General features: G+C 73.7%; 13 protein-coding genes and 1 pseudogene. 12 read left to right on the top strand and 2 right to left on the bottom strand.

What is annotated here, in order from left to right:
* On the top strand, positions 1–312 hold a 312-nt coding region (locus ACFW1I_RS08150), incomplete at its 5' end, for a CDP-glycerol glycerophosphotransferase family protein (RefSeq protein ID WP_384667317.1).
* Positions 313–395: 83 nt separating this feature from the next.
* Here the strand turns inward: ACFW1I_RS08150 and ACFW1I_RS08145 are convergent.
* A complete protein-coding gene (locus tag ACFW1I_RS08145; protein WP_384667315.1) occupies positions 396–2,396 on the bottom strand; it encodes a glycosyltransferase in 2,001 nt (666 codons plus the stop codon).
* 244 nt (positions 2,397–2,640) lie between these two features.
* Here ACFW1I_RS08145 and ACFW1I_RS08140 point away from each other — a divergent pair, with 244 nt between their 5' ends.
* The 8 genes and pseudogenes from ACFW1I_RS08140 to ACFW1I_RS08105 all read left to right on the top strand — a co-directional run bounded on the left by ACFW1I_RS08140 (position 2,641) and on the right by ACFW1I_RS08105 (position 14,742).
* A complete protein-coding gene (locus tag ACFW1I_RS08140) occupies positions 2,641–3,276 on the top strand; it encodes a hypothetical protein (RefSeq protein ID WP_384667313.1) in 636 nt (211 codons plus the stop codon).
* A gap of 255 nt (positions 3,277–3,531) precedes the next feature.
* Positions 3,532–4,323 carry a TIGR03936 family radical SAM-associated protein gene (locus ACFW1I_RS08135; protein ID WP_384667310.1) on the top strand — a complete coding sequence of 264 codons (792 nt, stop codon included), beginning with the start codon at positions 3,532–3,534 and terminating at the stop codon, positions 4,321–4,323.
* Between the two features lie 136 nt (positions 4,324–4,459).
* Positions 4,460–8,047: pseudogene (locus tag ACFW1I_RS08130) on the top strand (Rne/Rng family ribonuclease); the annotation flags it as partial.
* A 256-nt stretch (positions 8,048–8,303) separates the two neighbouring features.
* Positions 8,304–8,624 carry a 50S ribosomal protein L21 gene (rplU, locus tag ACFW1I_RS08125; RefSeq protein WP_030494089.1) on the top strand — a complete coding sequence of 107 codons (321 nt, stop codon included), beginning with the start codon at positions 8,304–8,306 and terminating at the stop codon, positions 8,622–8,624.
* A 14-nt stretch (positions 8,625–8,638) separates the two neighbouring features.
* On the top strand, positions 8,639–8,893 hold the full coding sequence (gene rpmA / locus ACFW1I_RS08120) for a 50S ribosomal protein L27 (protein ID WP_030494090.1): 255 nt from the start codon (positions 8,639–8,641) through the stop codon (positions 8,891–8,893).
* A gap of 110 nt (positions 8,894–9,003) precedes the next feature.
* On the top strand, positions 9,004–10,443 hold the full coding sequence (gene obgE / locus ACFW1I_RS08115) for a GTPase ObgE (RefSeq protein ID WP_384667306.1): 1,440 nt from the start codon (positions 9,004–9,006) through the stop codon (positions 10,441–10,443).
* 478 nt (positions 10,444–10,921) lie between these two features.
* A complete protein-coding gene (locus ACFW1I_RS08110) occupies positions 10,922–11,926 on the top strand; it encodes a hypothetical protein (RefSeq protein ID WP_384667304.1) in 1,005 nt (334 codons plus the stop codon).
* The gene (locus tag ACFW1I_RS08105; protein ID WP_384667301.1) at positions 11,923–14,742 is read left to right on the top strand and encodes a stealth conserved region 3 domain-containing protein; all 2,820 of its coding nucleotides are present in this window, start codon (positions 11,923–11,925) and stop codon (positions 14,740–14,742) included. The genes ACFW1I_RS08110 and ACFW1I_RS08105 overlap by 4 nt, the downstream gene beginning before the upstream one ends.
* A gap of 61 nt (positions 14,743–14,803) precedes the next feature.
* On the opposite strand, the gene ACFW1I_RS08100 is transcribed toward ACFW1I_RS08105, so the two are convergent.
* Positions 14,804–16,561 (bottom strand): stealth family protein, encoded by a 1,758-nt coding sequence (locus ACFW1I_RS08100; RefSeq protein WP_384667298.1) that lies wholly within the window; start codon positions 16,559–16,561, stop codon positions 14,804–14,806.
* 227 nt (positions 16,562–16,788) lie between these two features.
* Here ACFW1I_RS08100 and galE point away from each other — a divergent pair, with 227 nt between their 5' ends.
* The 3 genes from galE to proB form a co-directional block, all read left to right on the top strand.
* Positions 16,789–17,775 carry a UDP-glucose 4-epimerase GalE gene (gene galE, locus ACFW1I_RS08095; RefSeq protein ID WP_384667295.1) on the top strand — a complete coding sequence of 329 codons (987 nt, stop codon included), beginning with the start codon at positions 16,789–16,791 and terminating at the stop codon, positions 17,773–17,775.
* Between the two features lie 108 nt (positions 17,776–17,883).
* Complete coding sequence (locus ACFW1I_RS08090; RefSeq protein WP_384667293.1) at positions 17,884–18,321, top strand: GtrA family protein; 438 nt, start codon at positions 17,884–17,886, stop codon at positions 18,319–18,321.
* 95 nt (positions 18,322–18,416) lie between these two features.
* Positions 18,417–19,389: glutamate 5-kinase (proB, locus tag ACFW1I_RS08085; RefSeq protein ID WP_384667328.1), on the top strand; the 973-nt coding region annotated here is incomplete at its 3' end.

Raw genomic sequence — 19,389 nt, 5'->3', positions numbered from 1 at the left:
GACTACTCGTCGGTCATGTTCGACTACGCGCACCTGCGCCGCCCGATGCTGTTCTTCACGTACGACCTGGAGCACTACCGCGACCGTCTGCGGGGCTTCTACTTCGACTTCGAGAACGACGCCCCGGGTCCGCTGGTGGAGACCTCGGACGACCTGCTCACGGCCATCCGGGAGATCGACGAGGTCCAGGTCGCGTACCAGGAGAAGTACGACGAGTTCCACCACCAGTTCTGCGACCTGGACGACGGCCACGCGGCCGGTCGTGTCGCCGACCTGATGTTCAAGATCGCCGAGGAGGGCGCGCCGCTGTAGTGGGCGGCGCCCCCCGGGCGCGCACGTGAAGGAGCCCCGGTCCGCGGAAGCGGGCCGGGGCTCCTTCGTGTCCGCCGGGGCGGTTACTTCTTGTCGATGATCTTCAGCGAGAGCTGGCCGTTGCTGGAGAAGTACGGGCGCAGCTCGTGCCGGGTGCCGGCGACGGCGGTCGGCACCGACGCGAGGCGGTTGCGCCAGCCGCTCTTCGGCTTGGTCTCGACGGAGGCCGGGACGGGGGCGCCGGACTGCTTCACCACCGGGTACGGGAAGGTGAAGACGTCCATCGGGACGAGCACGTCGGTGGCCAGCTTGCAGACGCGGACCCGGGGGGAGTCCTGGTCGGGCAGCAGCCAGAGGTCCCAGACGTCCTCGGTGCCGGGCTGGTGCAGGCGGGCCGCGGCGGCGTTGTCGAGGGAGGCGGTGAAGCCCCCGTCGGCGCCGGCCTTCACCGGGAAGGTGAAGTTCTTGTCGGCCTCCTTGCGGTGCACGGCCTCGATCACGCTGTTCTTGCCGGGCTGGACGCCCCAGGCCGCGGCCTCGACGACGATCGAGGTGGAGCCGGCCTTGATGGCCGCGACCTCGACGTGCTGGGCGCGGACCCGGCTCTGCACCCGGAGGGTGCCGTCGGTGTGGGCGTACGGCAGCAGCAGGGAGAGCGCGGGGCCCTCGGTGCGGGGCAGCTTCAGCGAGAGGATCTGGAGGGTGTCGCAGCCGGCCGAGCGGAGCGGCAGGTCGTAGCCCGCGGCGCGGATCTGGAGCTCCCAGTCGCCCTCGACGAGCTTGCCGAGCGCGGGCACCAGGGCCTCTTCGCCGACGAAGGGGACGACGACCTCGTCGGCCTTCTTGCGGATGTCCTTGCAGACCAGCCGGGCGTCGCTGTCGGCGGGCAGCCCCGCGACCCGCACCCGGACGTCGCCCTGCGGGCTCACCACGGCGGCGGCCGTACGGGGGATGGCCCGGCGGGCCCGCATGGTCTCGACGAGCTGCTCGAAGCGGGCGGCGGTCTCGGCCTCCTGGAAGCGGACCACGTTGGCCACCGCGGCGGCCGCCATCTTCCGGCGCAGGTCCTCGTCGGCGATCAGCTTCTCGATGTGCTCGGCGAGCGCTTCCTTGTCGCCGAGCGGGACGACGTAGCCGTCCTCGCCCTGCTTGATGATGTTGCGCGGGCCGTGCGGGGCGTCGTAGCAGACCGCCGGGAGGCCGGCCGCCATCGCCTCGACGGTGACGTTGCCGAACGCCTCCAGGTGGGAGGGGAGGACGAAGATGGACGCCTTGGCGAACTCCGGGGTGACCGGGGTGGCCGGGCCCATCAGGAAGATCTGGTTGTTGCTGTCGGTCTCGTCGATCTTCTTGCGCAGGTTGGCGCGCTCGGGGCCGGAGCCGTAGATCCGCAGGCTCCAGTCCGGGTGGCGGGGCGCCACGGTGGAGAACGCCTCGATGAGGTCGCCGAAGCCCTTGTGCGGCTTGAGCAGGCCGGCCGTGACGACGATCTTGTTGTCGCCGGTGGACATCTGGCCCTCGTGGGCCGGGATGCAGTTCGGCATGGGGGAGAGCAGGTGGCTCACGGCGGGGACGACCCCGGCGATGGTCCGGCACTCGTCCGGCGTCGGCGCGGTGATCGCGTCCATCTTCGGGTACGCGTCCCGGAAGAGGGCGTCACGGATGTGGCTGCCGTAGCGCGCGGGCCGCGAGTGCTCCATCGCGACCTTGAGGAAGTCGCGGTCCGAGTAGGCCAGCATGATGGTGATCTTGGGGTTGTTGCTGACCACGACGTCGGCGTCGGTGGTGGCCAGGTACTCCATCAGCCGCTTCTCGGCCAGCCGGCCGATCCACGGCTTCTTGTCCGTGGGCTCGTTCGGGTAGATGTGCGGGAAGACCTCGAGCTGCGGGTCGTCGCCGTCGTACGTGTGGGAGTGCTTCCGGTAGTCGGAGAGCGCGACGGTCTTCACCCGGGGGTCCAGCGGGAAGAACGCCTGGTCGCGGTTGCGACGGAGGGCGACCAGCTCCACCTCGTGGTGCTCCACGAGCGCCCCGGCCAGGTTGTGGATCGCGCTCACCACACCGCCGATATGGCAGCGGTCCACCAGGAGGAAGGATATTTTCACGCCGGGCCTCGATGTCTGCGAAGAGGGGGGACCCCCGGGCGGGGGCTTGCGGCACGTGCGTCGAGCACGAGGTTGACGCACCTTAGGTTACGGGGCCTCGGCCCGGAAGCGGGGCGGGTCCGTCCGCACCCTACGGCGAACGGGCGGTATCCGCCGCGTAACGCCTTGGTCTCGGCCACGCGAACGGGAAACCCGCCGGCCGCCCCGACACGTCGTTCTGGGCATGAACACGGAAAACCCGGGCTGCCTCACGGGAGTGGCGCGCGCCGTCGCCCTCGTCGTCGTCCTGCCCGTGCGGCTGGTCTGGGACGCGCTCGTCTGGTGCCTCCGGCAGCTCTGGCGCTGGATCCTCGCCCCGATCTGCCGGGGCATCGCCTGGCTCCTCCACCACCTGGTCGTCGTTCCCCTCCGATGGCTGTGGGCATGGGTCCTCGCCCCGATCGGCCGAGCCCTCGCCTGGCTGCTCCACCATCTGGTCGTCGTTCCCCTCCGATGGCTGTGGGAGTGGATCCTCGTCCCCGTCGGCAAGGCCCTCTGGTGGGTCGTCGACCTGCTCGTCGTCACCCCGCTCCGCTGGCTCTGGCGGTACGTGCTCGGCCCCGTCTGCCGCTTCGTCGGCGCGATCCTCGCCGGGGCCTGGCGGATCGCCGGCCGGATCTCGCGGGCCGTCGGCCGGGCGATCCGCTGGGTGCTGTGGAACGCCGTCGGCCGCCCCCTCGCCTGGGTGTACCGGGCGGTCCTCACCCCCGTCGGCCACTGGCTGCGCACCTGGGTCTGGGAGCCCGTCGCCGCCGTCGGACGCGCCGTCCGCGCCGCCGCCCGCGAGGTGCGCGCCGCCCTCTTCGGCGGCCCCCGCTGACCTGCCCGTCCGCGTGCCCGGCGGCCCGCCGGGGAACCCGAGGTGGGCCGGGCGCGTACTCTGGGTAGTACAAGGAACGTCCCCGGCGCGGCGCCCGCCCCCGAGATCTCCCCGCCCCCGGCGGGGGTGATCCGGGCAGGAGCCCACGGGACGCCCCAAGAGCTTCCGGGCGGAGCGCCACCCGCGCCCGCCCCGCACCGAGGAGAAGAACCACTGGGCAAGCGACAGCCCGAAGGCCCGCCGCCCGCACCGGCGGTGCAGCGCATCCGACTGCGCTACACCAAGCGCGGCCGCCTCCGGTTCACCAGCCACCGCGACTTCCAGCGCGCCTTCGAGCGCGCCCTGCGCCGCGCCGAGGTGCCCATGGCGTACTCGGCCGGCTTCACCCCGCACCCCAAGGTGTCGTACGCCAACGCCGCCCCCACGGGTACGGGCTCCGAGGCCGAGTTCCTGGAGATCGCCCTCACCGAGCGCCGCGACCCGGAGACCCTGCGGGCCCTGCTCGACGAGTCCCTCCCGGCCGGCCTCGACATCACCGACGCCGTCGAGGCCCGCACCTCCGGCCTCGCCGACCGGCTCACCGCCTCCGTGTGGGAGCTCCGGCTCGACGGCGTCGCCGTCGACGACGTCCGCAAGGCCGTCGACGCCTTCCTCGCCGCGGAGACGGTGGAGGTGCAGCGCAAGACGAAGAACGGCATCCGCACCTTCGACACCCGCTCCGCCGTCGTCGAGCTCGTCGCGGACCGTCCCCAGGGCGATCCCCAGGGTGATAGGCCCGCCGACGATGCCTGTGCGATACTGCGGCTGGTCGTTCGGCACGTGACACCCGCCGTGCGACCCGACGACGTCCTGTCCGGTCTCCGAGCTGTGGCCGACCTGGCGCCGCCGGTCCCCGCAGCGGTGACCAGGCTGGCGCAGGGGCTCTTCGACGAGGAGTCCGGCACGGTGACCGACCCGCTCGCGCCCGACCGCGAGGCAGTCACGGCCGCAGCAACCACGGCCGCCGCGACCGCCCCGGCGACGGCGCCGGAGGCAGGTCCCGCGTAGGGAACGGAGTCGAGCGCAGCCCTGGCACTCGGGAGCCACCTGGGTCGGGCAGCGCACTGACCAGGAGACTTTCGCCAGGCCGTACGCATCGGGCGTACGGAACCGGCGAGCCAGACATTCAGCTCCCGTGCGGCGCCCGCGCCCCGGACGGCGGCACCGCGCACGACGCGCGTCCGTGCCGCCCACCGGAATCCGACGCGGCGCCCGGGAGCGTGACGGGAGAACCGCCCGCATGCTCGAAGACACCAACGAGACCGCCGAGAACAACGACAGCAACGCGCCCGGCGACAAGCTGCCGCCGCGCCGCCGGCGCCGCGCCGCGTCCCGGCCCGCCGGCCCGCCGGTGACCGCCGCCGGCGAGACCGCCGAGGCCGCCGCCGAGATCGTGGAGCCCACCGTGGCCCCCGCCGCCGAGCCGGCCGCCGAAGCCGCCCCGGCCCGCACCCGCCGCCGCGCCACCCGCCGCGTCAGCGCCCCGGTCACCTCCCCGGCCCCGGCCGAGGAGCCCGCCGCCGAGCCCGCCGCCGCGGAGGCGCCCGCCGAGCCGGCCGCCGAGGCCGCCCCGGCGCGTACCCGCCGCCGCGCCACCCGCCGCACCGCCACCCCCGAGGTCACCCCGGACGTGGCGGCCGAGCTCGCCGCGCCGACCTCCGGCGAGGCCCTGCCCGAGGACACCGTCGAGGAGATCGCCTCCCACGGTGCCGACGTCGCCGCCGCCGAGGCCGCCGCCACCCGTGGCCGTGGCCGCCGCAAGGTCAGCGCGCCGCAGTTCACCTCCGAGCCGCCCACCGCCGAGGAGGCCCCGCGCCGCCGCCGCGCCGAGCGCCCGGCCGTCGCCGTCTTCCAGGCCCCGGTCTTCGCCGAGCCGATGTTCCAGACGCCGGAGACCGCCGCCTTCGCCGCCGCCGCTGCCGCCGAGGTCGAGGAGGAGGAGCCGGAGGAGGAGACCGTCGTCGAGACGGTCGAGGCCGTCGAGCCCGCCGAGCGCGCCGAGACCGGCTCGCGCCGCCGCCGTCGCCGCCGCGGCGAGCCCGTCGCCGTCGAGCCCGTCCCGACGACCGTCGCCGACGAGCCCGAGGTCGAGCACGTCGCCGACGAGGCCGAGGCGGAGGAGGCCGAGGAGGCCGAGGAGACCGACGAGTACGGCGACCGCCCGTCCCGGCGCCGCCGTCGCGGTGGCCGGCGCCGCCGTCGCGGCGAGTCCGCCGAGGCGGAGGAGTCCGAGGAGACCGACGAGTCCGACGAGCTCCACGCCGAGGACGAGACGGACGCCGAGGAGGCCGAGGAGGCCGAGGACGAGTCCGGCTTCGCCGGCTCCAGCAGCTCCCGCCGCCGCCGTCGCCGCCGCCGTCGCAGCGGTGACGCCTCCGGCGAGGCCGAGGCCACCGACGAGGACGGCGTCCGCACGGTCGTCAAGGTCCGCGAGCCCCGCCCGAAGCCGGAGCCGTCCGACGAGGTGCAGTCCATCAAGGGCTCCACCCGCCTGGAGGCCAAGAAGCAGCGCCGCCGCGAGGGCCGCGAGCAGGGCCGCCGCCGCGTCCCGATCATCACCGAGGCCGAGTTCCTCGCCCGCCGCGAGGCCGTCGAGCGCGTCATGGTCGTCCGCCAGAACGGCGAGCGCACCCAGATCGGCGTCCTGGAAGACAACGTGCTCGTCGAGCACTACGTCAACAAGGAGCAGGCCACCTCGTACGTCGGCAACGTCTACCTGGGCAAGGTCCAGAACGTGCTGCCGTCCATGGAGGCCGCCTTCGTCGACATCGGCAAGGGCCGCAACGCCGTCCTGTACGCCGGCGAGGTCAACTTCGAGGCGCTCGGCATGGGCAACGGCCCGCGCCGCATCGAGTCCGCCCTCAAGTCCGGCCAGTCGGTCCTGGTGCAGGTCACCAAGGACCCGATCGGCCACAAGGGCGCCCGCCTCACCAGCCAGGTCTCCCTCCCGGGCCGCTACCTCGTGTACGTCCCCGAGGGCTCGATGACCGGCATCAGCCGCAAGCTCCCGGACACCGAGCGCGCCCGGCTGAAGACCATCCTCAAGAAGATCGTCCCCGAGGACGCGGGCGTCATCGTGCGCACCGCCGCCGAGGGCGCGAGCGAGGACGAGCTGCGCCGTGACGTCGAGCGCCTCCAGGCGCAGTGGGCCGACATCCAGAAGAAGGCGAGCCAGATCTCGACCTCCGCGCCGAGCCTGCTCTACGGCGAGCCGGACATGACCGTCCGGGTCGTCCGCGACATCTTCAACGAGGACTTCTCCAAGGTCATCGTGAGCGGTGACGACGCCTGGGAGACCATCCACGGCTACGTCTCGCACGTCGCCCCCGACCTGGCCGACCGCCTGACGCGGTGGACCAGCGAGGTCGACGTCTTCGCCACCTACCGGATCGACGAGCAGCTGATGAAGGCGCTCGACCGGAAGGTCTGGCTGCCGTCCGGCGGCTCGCTGGTGATCGACAAGACCGAGGCGATGGTCGTCGTCGACGTCAACACCGGCAAGTTCACCGGCCAGGGCGGCAACCTGGAGGAGACCGTCACCAGGAACAACCTGGAGGCGGCCGAGGAGATCGTGCGCCAGCTGCGGCTGCGCGACCTCGGCGGCATCGTCGTCATCGACTTCATCGACATGGTCCTGGAGTCCAACCGCGACCTGGTGCTCCGCCGCCTCCTGGAGTGCCTGGGCCGCGACCGGACCAAGCACCAGGTGGCCGAGGTCACCTCGCTGGGCCTGGTGCAGATGACCCGCAAGCGGGTCGGCCAGGGCCTCCTGGAGTCCTTCTCCGAGACCTGCGTCCACTGCAACGGCCGCGGTGTCATCGTCCACATGGAGCAGCCGGCCACGCACGGCGGCGGCGGTGGCGGCAAGCGCTCGAAGAAGCGCGGCCGCGGCGGCGACGTGCACGAGCACGCCCACGAGACGCACGAGGCCGAGGTCCACACCGAGACCGAGGCCGAGGTCGCGGCCGAGCTGGCCGCCCCGGTGGCCGTGCCGGTCCCGATCGCCCCGGACGAGGAGCTGTACGGCTCCGCCGCCGAGGCCGAGGCCGCCGCCACCCGTGGCCGTGGCCGCCGCCGGGTCACCCGCAAGGTGACCGCCCCGGTGGTCCCGACCCCGATCGCGGAGCCCGTCGCGGAGCCCGTCGCCGAGCCGGTCGCCGAGCCCGCCGCCGAGGCCGAGCCGGTCGTCGAGGCCCCCGTGGCCGAGCCGGTGGTGGAGGAGGCGCCCGCGCCCCGCACCCGCCGCCGCGCCACCCGCCGGGTGACCTCGCCGGTCGTCTCGACGTCCGAGCCGGCCGCCGCCGAGGCCGAGACGGTCGTCGCGGTCGCGGAGCCGGAGGCCGTACCGGCGCCGGAGCCGGTCGTGGAGGCCGCGCCCGAGCCGGTCGCCGAGCCCGCCGCCGAGGAGGCCCCCGTGGCCGCCGCGCCGCGCGCCCGCCGCCGGGTGGTCCGCAAGGCCACCGCCCCGGCCGGCGCCCCCGCCGGCGCCGAGGCCGCCGAGATCGTGGTGGCCACGGCCGCCCCGGCCGAGGCGTCCGAGCCGGTCGCGGAGGACACCGAGGCCGCCCCGGCGGCCAAGAAGGCCGCCCGGAAGACGGCGAAGAAGGCCACCGCCAAGAAGGCCGCCACCAAGAAGACGGCGGCCAAGAAGACGGCGGCGAAGAAGACCGTCGCGAAGAAGGCCACGGCCAAGAAGGCCGCGGAGAAGACCGCGGCCCCGGCCCAGGACTGAGCCGGTCCGCCCCGGCGAACCCCTCCCGAGGGGCTTCGCCGGGGCGGTCCGCACCCGCACGGGCGAATTTGACCCTCTGTGGCAGGCGCCCGTAACCTAGACCGTCGGCGTGTCTATGGCGCGCCGCGCCTCTGAGCATCCCCCTCCCGCCCGCCGGGAGAGGCCGCTCGTCCGATCCGGATCGCCGTGGGCCCCAGGCCCGCGCGTGGGCGGCTGGCGTCAGAGGTCCCCATTACCGAGTGAGAGAGAGATCCGCGTGTACGCCATCGTGCGCAGCGGTGGTCGCCAGCACAAGGTTGCTGTCGGCGACATCGTTGAGGTTGACAAGATTTCCACCGCCAAGCCGGGCGACACGGTCGAGCTCTCGACCCTGCTCGTCGTCGACGGCGACGCCGTGACCAGCGACCCGTGGGTCCTGGCGGGCATCAAGGTCCAGGCCGAGGTCGTGGACCACACCAAGGGCGCCAAGATCGACATCCTGCGCTACAAGAACAAGACCGGCTACCGCCGTCGCCAGGGTCACCGTCAGCAGTACACGGCGATCAAGGTCACGTCCATCCCGACGGCCGCGAAGTAAAGAGGGACTGAGCAATGGCACACAAGAAGGGCGCATCGTCCACCCGGAACGGTCGCGATTCCAACGCCCAGCGGCTCGGCGTGAAGCGCTTCGGCGGTCAGGTCGTCAACGCCGGTGAGATCCTGGTCCGCCAGCGCGGCACCCACTTCCACCCGGGCTCGGGTGTCGGTCGCGGTGGCGACGACACGCTGTTCGCCCTGCAGGCCGGTTCGGTGCAGTTCGGCACCTTCCGTGGCCGCAAGGTCGTGAACATCGTTCCGGTCGCCTGATCGGACGCTTTGCGGAGGCGGACCTCACTTCCCGGCAGGGAAGCGGGTCCGCCTTTCGCGTGTTACTAGATAGACAATCCCGTACATAGCTTTTCTGGAGGCACAGAACCATGACCACCTTCGTGGACCGCGTCGAGCTGCACGTCGCCGCGGGTAACGGGGGCCACGGCTGCGCCTCCGTCCATCGCGAGAAGTTCAAGCCGCTCGGCGGCCCGGACGGCGGCAACGGCGGTCGCGGCGGTGACGTGAGCCTGGTCGTCGACCAGTCGGTCACCACGCTCCTGGAGTACCACCACTCGCCGCACCGCAAGGCCACCAACGGCAAGCCCGGCGAGGGCGGCAACCGCGCCGGCAAGGACGGCCAGGACCTCGTCCTGTACGTGCCCGACGGCACGGTCGTCCTCGACAAGCAGGGCAACGTCCTCGCGGACCTCGTCGGCCACGGCACGACGTACGTCGCCGCGCAGGGCGGCCGCGGCGGCCTCGGCAACGCGGCGCTGTCCTCCGCCCGCCGCAAGGCCCCCGGCTTCGCGCTGCTCGGTGAGCCCGGCGACCTCCAGGACATCGTCCTGGAGCTGAAGACCGTCGCCGACGTGGCGCTCGTCGGCTACCCCAGCGCCGGCAAGTCCTCGCTGATCTCCGTCCTCTCGGCCGCCAAGCCGAAGATCGCGGACTACCCCTTCACGACCCTGGTCCCGAACCTCGGCGTGGTCACGGCGGGCTCGACCGTCTACACCATCGCCGACGTCCCCGGCCTCATCCCCGGCGCCAGCCAGGGCCGCGGCCTCGGCCTGGAGTTCCTGCGCCATGTCGAGCGCTGCTCGGTCCTCGTCCACGTCCTCGACACGGCGACGCTGGAGTCCGACCGCGACCCGGCGACCGACCTCGACGTCATCGAGGAGGAGCTGAAGCAGTACGGCGGCCTCGACGACCGTCCGCGCATCGTCGTCCTCAACAAGATCGACATCCCGGACGGCCAGGACCTCGCGGACATGATCCGCCCGGACCTGGAGGAGCGCGGCTACCGCGTCTTCGAGGTCTCCGCGGTCGCCCGCACCGGTCTGAAGGAGCTCTCCTTCGCCCTCGCCGACATCGTCGCGAAGGCCCGCGCCGCGAAGCCGAAGGAGGAGGCGACCCGCATCGTCATCCGCCCGAAGGCCGTCGACGACGCCGGCTTCACCGTCACGTACGACGAGCAGGAGGACGTGTACCGGGTGCGCGGCGAGAAGCCGGAGCGCTGGGTCCGCCAGACCGACTTCAACAACGACGAGGCCGTCGGCTACCTCGCCGACCGCCTCAACCGCCTCGGCGTCGAGGAGGCGCTGATGAAGGCCGGCGCCCGCGCCGGCGACGGCGTCGCCATCGGCTCCGAGGAGAACGCGGTCGTCTTCGACTGGGAGCCCACCCTCATGGCCGGCGCCGAGATGCTCGGCCGCCGAGGCGAGGACCACCGTCTGGAGGCCCCCCGCCCCGCCGCCCAGCGCCGCCGCGACCGCGACGCGGCGCGCGACGACGCGGACCGCGAGTACGACGAGTTCAACCCGTTCTAGCGGGGCCACGGGGCGCCCGCTCCGACGGACCCGGGAACCCCCGGCGGCTTCGGTCGCCGGGGGTTCCGGCGTTTCCGGGGTGGTCCGGCTTTCCCACTATCGGGTGAGATTCGCGGTGGGGGGCGCAGGGGCGCGTGCGCCCGCGTGCGCGACGGCTCGCGCCGGGCGCGCGGCGCTCCGTCGGGCGGGAGGAGGACGGCGGGCTGCGGCGCCGCGTCGCCGCGGGGCCCGGGTCGGGCGGGGAACGCCGAGGTCATGGGTGGGATGCGGGGCGTGGCCCGGCGGTGGCCGGCCGGGCGGCGCGCGGTGACCGGCGGCGAAGCCCGTACAGATGTCCGGGACCGGCCACCGGATCTTCACCCGGCGGCGGGGGTGCGGACACCCTCCGGACGCCTCCCGGGCGATTTGCCTTCGTTGGGGGGCCTTGCCACTATGTGGCGCCCGACTGTCAACCCCCAGAACGGAAGCCGGGATTGTCGTGAGTGACGCCTTGCTGCCCTACGCGGTGGGTGCCGCGAAACGAGCCCGGCGGGTGGCGGTGCGGATGCGCCGCCGGGTCGAACGGCTGCACACCGCACCGGCGTTGGGCGGGGGGATCCCGCCCCGGCCCGCGCTCCGCCCGCTCCACCTCTCCGTCCTCGGCGGCCGCACCCTCAACGTCGCCCTGCTCGTGCCGCCCGCCGCCGACGTCGCCGCCGCCCGGCTCGAACTCGCCCGCGGCGGCCGCGTCCACCGGCTGCCGCTGGAGCTCGAACCGCAGGGCGACGGCACCCGCCTGCTCACGGCGACCACCGCCCTCCGCTTCGCGGACGCGCCCGACGGCGGGAGCGACCGCGGCCCCGCCCTCACCGCCGGCCTGTGGCGCGTCGCCACCGTCCTCACCGGTCCCGACGGCCAGGAGACCCGTACCGGCGTCGCCGCCGTGGCGCTCCCCGCGACCGACGGTCCCGTCGCCCCCGTCTCGCCCGACCCGGCCGGCGGCGCCCACTTCCGGCTGATGCGCTCCGTCGACGGCTTCGCCGTCCTCAAGGTCCGCGCCCCCGCCCACCAGGCCGAACTCGACACCTTCGCCCTCCGCTGGGACCGGATCACGGTCCGCGGCCGGGTCGTCGCCCCGCAGGCCCCGCCCGCCGCGTACACCGCCCAGGCGGTCCGCCGCGGCGGCGGCGCGGTCCTCCGGGCCCCGCTGGAGTGGGACGGCGACCGCTTCGCCTTCGACCTGCCGCTCGCCGGCATGGTCGCCGGCCGCCGGGCCCACCGCTGGGACATCCAGCTCCAGCAGGGCCGCACCGGCCTCAAGATCGGCCGCCGGCTCACCGACCTGCGCCGGCGCGACCAGGTGATCCGCACCTCGTTCCGGATCATCGCCCTGGAGGACGGCTCGCTCCTCCGCGTGCATGCCTACATCACCTCGGCCGGGGCGCTCGCCGTCTCCTGCGTCGGGTTCGAAGGCGCCCCCGACGGCGCGGAGGAACGCGAATGAAGATCACCATCCTGCTCACCTGGGGCGACGCCATGGGCGGCACCGAGATGGCCGCCTACACCCAGGCCGCCCAGCTGATGCCGCGTCACGAGGTGGAGATCCTCAGCGTGTTCAGGACGGAGGAGGAGCCGTTCCTGCCGGAGGCGAAGGGGCTGACCGTCCGCTACCTGGTGGACCGCACCGGCCGCTCGCCGCGCCCGGTCCGCCCCTCCACGCTCACCGCGGGCGAGTGCGAGGCCCTCGCCAAGCTGCCCAGCGAGCTGATCGAGTCCGCCTGGGAGCCCACCTTCGACCGGCTCTCGGACATCGAGATGACCGCCGCCCTCTCCGGGCTCGACGCGGACGTCCTGGTCACCACCACCCCCGCCCTGATGGCCGCCGCCGTCGCCCTCGCCCCCGCCCGGGTCGCCGTCGTCCACCAGGAGCACCGGGTCTCCCAGCTGCGCGGCGCCACCGGCGAACCGCTCCTCACCCACGCCCCCCGGCTGGACGCCCTGGTCTCGCTCACCGAGCTGACCACCGACTGGTTCGCCGAGTCGCTCGGCACCGCCGCCCCGCGCCTCGCCACCATCCCCAACGCCATGCCCGAGGGCTACCGGCCCCGCTCCGACCTCGGCTCGAAGACCATCGTGGTGGCCGGCCGGCTGGTCCCGGAGAAGCAGCTCGACCACGCGATCCAGGCGTTCGCCGACGTCGCCGACGAGCACCCCGGCTGGCGGCTGCGGATCTTCGGCGACGGCCCCCAGCTGGCCGCCCTGCGCCGGCTCGTCGAGGGCCTCGGCGTGCACGACCGGGTCGAACTCGTCGGCCGCAGCCGCCGGATGGCCGAGGAGTGGGCCACGGCGGCGATCTGCCTGATGCCCTCGCGCGTCGAGTCCTTCGGCCTGGTCATGCTGGAGGCGTTCACCGCGGGCGTCCCCGTCGTCGCGTACGACACCCTCACCGGCCCCTCCCAGATCGTCCGCCACGAGGTCGACGGCCTGCTGGTGCCCGCCGACGACATCGCCTCGCTGGGCGCCGCCCTGTCCCGGCTGATGGGCGACGACGAGCTGCGCGCCGGCTACGGCGCCGCCGCCCGCGCCGGAGCCCGCGAGCGCTTCGCCCCGGAGGTCGTCACGGCCCGCTGGGACGAGCTGTTCACCGCCCTCCACGCCGAGGGCCCGGCGACCCGCGCCGCCGCCCGCGCCGACCGCGCCGCCCACCGGGTCGCCGCCGGCGGCAGCCGCAGCTTCGCCGTCTCCGCGCCGATCAGCAGGCTCTCGCCCTCCGCCGACGAGCAGAAGGCCCGCGAGGTCATCCTCCAGGCCAAGGACCCCAAGTCCCTGGTCCGCTCGGCGGGCCGGCTCGCCGAGGTCCGCGACGACGTCCCGTCCTGGCGCATGGGCGAGATCAACCTGGAGCTGACCGCGCAGGCGCTGGAACGGCACGGCGTCCCCTACGTCCTGCTCCACGACCCCACGACCGTCAGCCACCGGCTCGCCGTCAAGCAGCCCGACCGGGAGCGGGCCCTGCGCGCCCTCGGCACCGAGCTGCACGGCCGGCCGGTCTACGCCGAGCTGGTCGCCCCGCGGACCGCCGCCCCCGGCGCCCGGCTCGCCGAGACCCTCACCCACGCCCCCGACGTCGCCGGCGTCCGGATCTTCAAGCCGCTCGTCAGCGACAGCCGGACCCTGCGGTACGGGCCGGTGTACGGCTGCGGCGTCGAGTTCTGGTCCGAGGAGGAGGGCGACACCGGCTGGTACGCCGCCCCCCGCGGCACCACCCTCGTCGGCCCCCGGCTGCCCTCCCTCGACGGGGACGCCCGGATCTCCGTGGCCGGCCGGGAGTACCCGACCCTGGAGGTCTTCACCAAGAAGCTCATGTGGAACGTCGACTTCCCCGTCGACGCCGTCTACACCTGGGTCGACGACACCGACCCGGCGTGGCGGGCCAAGCGCGACGCCGCCCGCCGCGAGCAGGGCCTCGCCACCGACGACGCCCAGTCCGGCGACGTCCGCTTCCGCAACCGCGACGAGCTGCGCTACTCGCTGCGCTCCCTCGCCGCGCACGCCCCCTGGATCCGCCGGATCTTCCTCGTCACCGACGACCAGGCGCCGTCCTGGCTGGACACCGGCCACCCGGACATCGAGGTGGTGAGCCACCGCGCGCTCTTCGCCGACGCGGCGTGGCTGCCCAGCTTCAACTCGCACGCCATCGAGTCCCAGCTGCACCGCATCGAGGGCCTCGCGGAGCACTTCCTCTACATCAACGACGACGTGTTCTTCGGCCGCCCCCTCGCGCCGAACAAGTTCTTCCAGTCGAACGGCAACTCGCTCTTCTTCCGCTCGCCGACCGCCGTCCCGCCCGGCGACGTCACCGAGGAGACCGAGGGCTACTTCGTGGCCGCCAAGAACAACCAGGTCCTCCTGGAGGAGGCGTTCGGCCGGGTCGCCACCCACGGCTTCCTGCACACCCCGCACCCGCTGCGCCGCAGCGTCCTGGCGGAGATCGCCGAGCGGTGGCCGGAGGAGACCGCGCGGACCGCCGCGACCCCGTTCCGCGGCCGGACCGACCTGTCGATCACCTCCTCGCTCCACCACCACTACGGCTATCTGACGGGCAAGGCGTCGCCCGGCGGCATCTCCGCCGCCTACGCCAACATCGGCGACTACAAGCACCACGTGGCGCTCAGCCGGCTCCTCGCCGCCCGCCACCGCGACGTCATCTGCATCGGCGAGTCCGCGGATGCGGAGGTGCCGCTGGACGAGCAGGACCGGGTGCTGCGCGCCTTCCTGGAGGCGTACTTCCCGGTGCGCTCGCCGTACGAGAAGGACTGACGGACCCGGACACGCGTAAAGGGGGGCGCCCGGCCCGGGCGCCCCCCTTTACGCGTACCCCCTAGCGCTTCTCGTACGGGCTCGGGACCGGGAAGTACGCCTCCAGGAACGGGGTGATGAGGTCCTTCTGCCCGCCCGCGTCCTGCTCGGTGGAGACCGTGTCGTTGACGCAGAAGACGGCCCGGTCGCGCTGGGCGAGCAGCCGGCCGAGCCGGGTCTCCGTCCACGGGTGGGTGAGGTCCAGGTACGCGTACGGCAGGTCGGAGGACGGGACCGCGCGGCCGGTGTGGAACGCGTAGTAGTGGTGCAGCGAGGAGGCGATCGAGATGTCGTCGACGCTGCGGAAGCGGTTCGCCTCGGTGCGGCGGTACTCGGCGGCGAACTCCGTCTCGATCTCCGCCAGCACGCTGCGCCGCAGCGGATGCGGCATGTGCTTCATCTTCTGCACCAGGACGGAGCCGTACCGCTGCTCGATCAGCCGGCGGTTGTTCTTGCCGGCGGCGGCCACCGGCGGGTCGTCGAGACTGCGCTCGCCCACCGGGACCAGCGCGGGGGAGGGGAAGAACTTGGTGAGCCCGCTGGCGTGGAAGAAGTCCCGCGGGGTCACCTCGCGGCTGAGCATCACGTCGTCGTTGAGGTAGAGGAAGTGCTCGGCGAGCCCGTCGATGTGGTGCAGCTGCGACTCGATCGCGTGCGAGTTGAAGGTCGGCAGCACCTCGGGGGAGCGGAAGATCTCCTTGTGCGAGACGACCCGTAGCCCGGGGACGGTGGTGTCCAGCCAGGCCGGCGTCTGGTCGTCGGTGACCAGGAAGACGGTCCGCACCCAGGGCGCGTACAGGTGCAGCGAGCGCAGCGAGTAGCGCAGCTCGTCGCGGCTGAGGTAGCGGGCCGCGTTGGCCGCCTCCGCGTGGTACGCCTCGCCGGCGTACTCCGCGCGCCGCCGCAGCCACTCCGGGTCCGAGCCGTCCACCCAGGTGTAGACGACGTCGACGGGGAAGGTGACCTGGTCGGTGCGGACGACGGCGGTCTCGGCGCGGGCCGGCACGAGCGGCGCGCCCTCGGGGACCGTGCGGGCGCCGGGGCGGACGTCGGTGAAGTCGGTGAAGCAGGACTCCGGGGCCTCCACGAGCCGGCCCTGGCGGGGCAGGACGGCGGTGACCCGGCCCGGGCGGGGCGCGGTCAGCTCGCCGCCCTCCTCCCGCCAGAACTCCACGTCGCAGCCGTACGGCTCGCCCAGCTTGAGCTGGTGGGTGGGGTCGGCCCGGTACCAGGTCAGCCGCAGGACGGCGGCGGTACGCAGCCGGTGCCAGGTCCCGGCGGCGAAGCCGGGCTGGGAGGGGCGGCCCGCCGGGCCGTTCCCGCCGATCGGGGTCGCGTAGCCCGGTTCCCGCGCGCAGGCGGCGGCGAGGGCGGCCAGCACGGCGGCCCGGTCCTCCTCGCGCACGGCCACCGCGGAGGAGGTGTCCGACTTGCCGGGGACGCAGAAGTGCGGGACGCCGGCGGCGGCGAGCGCGCCGAGCACCGCCTCCAGATTGGCCCGGCGGGCGCGCAGCGGGGTGATCCCCTCGGCGATCAGCGCCACCTTCGGCTCCCGGCCGACGCTGATCACGGCGCGGTCCGGTCCGGCGGTGAGCGCCGCGTACCGCCGGGCCAGCCGGTTGCGGCGCAGGCGCTCGGCGGCGGCGGTCCCGCTGGCGATGCGGAGCTTCACGCGGCGGCGCACGTCGGCGTCCACCTGCGCGACGACGGCCCGTCGCACGCGGTCGGGAACGGCTCGGCGGTAGACCCCCAGCAGCCGGGGTGACTCGGGATTTCGCACTGCTGTTTACTCCTCGAACACGTACATATGCGGAGAGTGAGCAGCACCAGTATGCAGCCTCCGGGGGACACACCCGGGGCGCGCGAGCACCGCTCACGCGCCCCCCTGGGTCGGCGCGCCGCGGCGTCGGGACGGATGCGTTTCGACGTCCCGGCGGGCAGCAGGTACGGTGTGTCTCCGCGGTGGAAAACCCGCGGTGCCCAGCGACAAGGGATGTGGGGAGAGAGATGACGTACCTGATCACCGGCGGTGCCGGTTACATCGGCGCGCACGTGGTCCGGGCCATGACGGCGGCGGGGGAGCGGGTGGTGGTCCTCGACGACCTGTCGACCGGATACACCCACCGGGTGCCCGAGGGCGTGCCGCTGGTCGTCGGCTCCACCCTCGACCGTGAGCTGCTCGACCGGACGCTCGCCGAGCACGCCATCACCGGCGTCGTCCACCTCGCCGCGAAGAAGCAGGTCGGCGAGTCCGTCGAGAAGCCGCTGCACTACTACCGCGAGAACGTCATCGGCCTCACCGTCCTCCTGGAGGCGGTCGCCGCGGCCGGCGTGCGCAACTTCCTCTTCTCCTCCTCCGCCGCCGTGTACGGCATGCCGGACGTCGACCTCGTCACCGAGGAGACCCCCTGCGCCCCGCTCAGCCCGTACGGCGAGACCAAGCTCGCGGGCGAGTGGCTGGTCCGCGCGGCCGGCCAGGCGCACGGCATCGCCACCGCCTGCCTGCGCTACTTCAACGTGGCCGGCGCGGCCACCCCCGAGCTCGCCGACACCGGTGTCTTCAACCTGGTGCCGATGGTCTTCGAGCGGCTCGACGCCGGCGAGGCGCCCCGGATCTTCGGCGACGACTACGCCACCCCGGACGGCACCTGCATCCGCGACTACATCCACGTCGAGGACCTGGCCGACGCCCACCTCGTCGCCGCCCGCAAGCTCGCCGAGTGGGCCGAGGCCGGCGAGCCGCGCGACCTGACCGTCAACATCGGCCGCGGCGAGGGCGTCTCCGTCACCGAGATGGTCGGCCTGATCAACGAGATCACCGAGCACACCACCGAGCCCGTCGTCACCCCGCGCCGCCCCGGCGACCCGGCCCGCGTCGTCGCCTCCGCCGACCGCATCGCCGCCGAGCTGGGCTGGAAGGCCCGCCACGACGTCCGCGACATGATCGGCTCCGCCTGGGCCGGCTGGACCGCCCGCCGCGGCGCCGCCGTCTAGGACCCCGTGAACGGCCCCCTCGTACCCACCCGTACGAGGGGGCCGTTCGTCGTGCGGGCGTCGCCCCCACGGCATGCCTCGTTCATCTCTCGGCGATCTGATGGGCCCATGCGAGACCAGCTCGGCCAGATCATCCGCTTCGGCGTGGTGGGCGGGATCAACACCGGCACCTTCTTCGGCTGCTACCTGCTGCTCCACCCCTGGATGCCGTACTTCGCCGCGTACACCCTCGCCTTCCTGCTCAGCATGGTGGGCTCCTTCTTCCTGAACACGTACTTCACCTACCGCACCCGCCCCACCTGGAAGAAGTTCGCCCTCTTCCCCCTCACCAACGTCACCAACTACGTGGTGCAGAGCGCCGGCCTGTACGCGCTCGTCACCTGGGCCGGAACGGACGACCGGATCGCGCCGCTCGTGGCCGCCGTCGTCGCCATCCCCTTCACGTACGTGATCTCCCGCCGGATCCTGGTCAGCCGGGCCCCCGGCCCGCGGGACGCCGGTCCGGAGGGCGAAACGGAGGAGCGGCAGCCGTCCCGGCTCGCGTAGATTGCCCCTCGCGACCGTGCCGGGAGCGCACGGCGCCAGAACAGCGAGTGAGGACGGCGCAGGTGGCGACGGAGATGGCGACGGTGCAGCAGGACATGAACCGACCGGACGTGACCCCGCAGACCGTGACGCGCCCATTCGTCACCGAGGCGCGCCGGATCGTCGTCAAGGTCGGCTCCTCCTCCCTCACCACCGCCGCCGGCGGCCTCGACGCCGACCGGGTCGACGCCCTCGTCGACGTCCTCGCCAAGGTCCGCAGCGGCGGCGAGAAGGAGATCGTCCTGGTCTCCTCCGGCGCCATCGCCGCCGGCCTCGCCCCGCTCGGCCTCACCCGCCGGCCCAAGGACCTGGCCCGCCAGCAGGCCGCCGCCAGCGTCGGCCAGGGCCTCCTCGTCGCCCGGTACACCGCCTCCTTCGCCCGCTACGGCGTCCGCGTCGGCCAGGTGCTGCTCACCACCGACGACACCAGCCGCCGGGCCCACTACCGCAACGCCTACCGCACCCTCGACCAGCTGCTCGCCATGGGCGCGCTGCCGGTCGTCAACGAGAACGACACCGTCGCCACCGACGAGATCCGCTTCGGCGACAACGACCGGCTCGCCGCCCTCGTCGCCCACCTCGTCCGCGCCGACCTCCTCGTCCTCCTCTCCGACGTCGACGGCCTCTACGACGGCGACCCCGCGAAGCCCGGCAGCTCCCGGATCGCCGAGGTCGGCGGCCCGCAGGACATCGCCCATGTCGAGATCGGCTCCGCGGGCAAGGCCGGCGTCGGCACCGGCGGCATGGTCACCAAGGTCGAGGCCGCCCGGATCGCCGCCGCCGCCGGCATCCCCGTCGTCCTCACCTCCGCCAGTCGCGCCGCCGACGCCCTCGCCGGCCGCGACACCGGCACCTACTTCCAGCGCACCGGCCGCCGCTCCGCCGACCGTCTCCTGTGGCTCGCCCACGCCTCCACCCCCCAGGGCTCCCTCGCCCGCGCGGCCCAGGCCCCCCCGGCCCCCCGGGCGGGCCGCGCAACACACACCAGCCCCCCCGGCCGCACCCCCGAGAGGTGGGTGAGGGTCGGCG

This window comes from Streptomyces sp. NPDC058955 (genome assembly GCF_042741435.1).
Lineage (GTDB): Bacteria > Actinomycetota > Actinomycetes > Streptomycetales > Streptomycetaceae > Streptomyces.
This window is presented reverse-complemented; position numbering and strand designations above follow the sequence as displayed.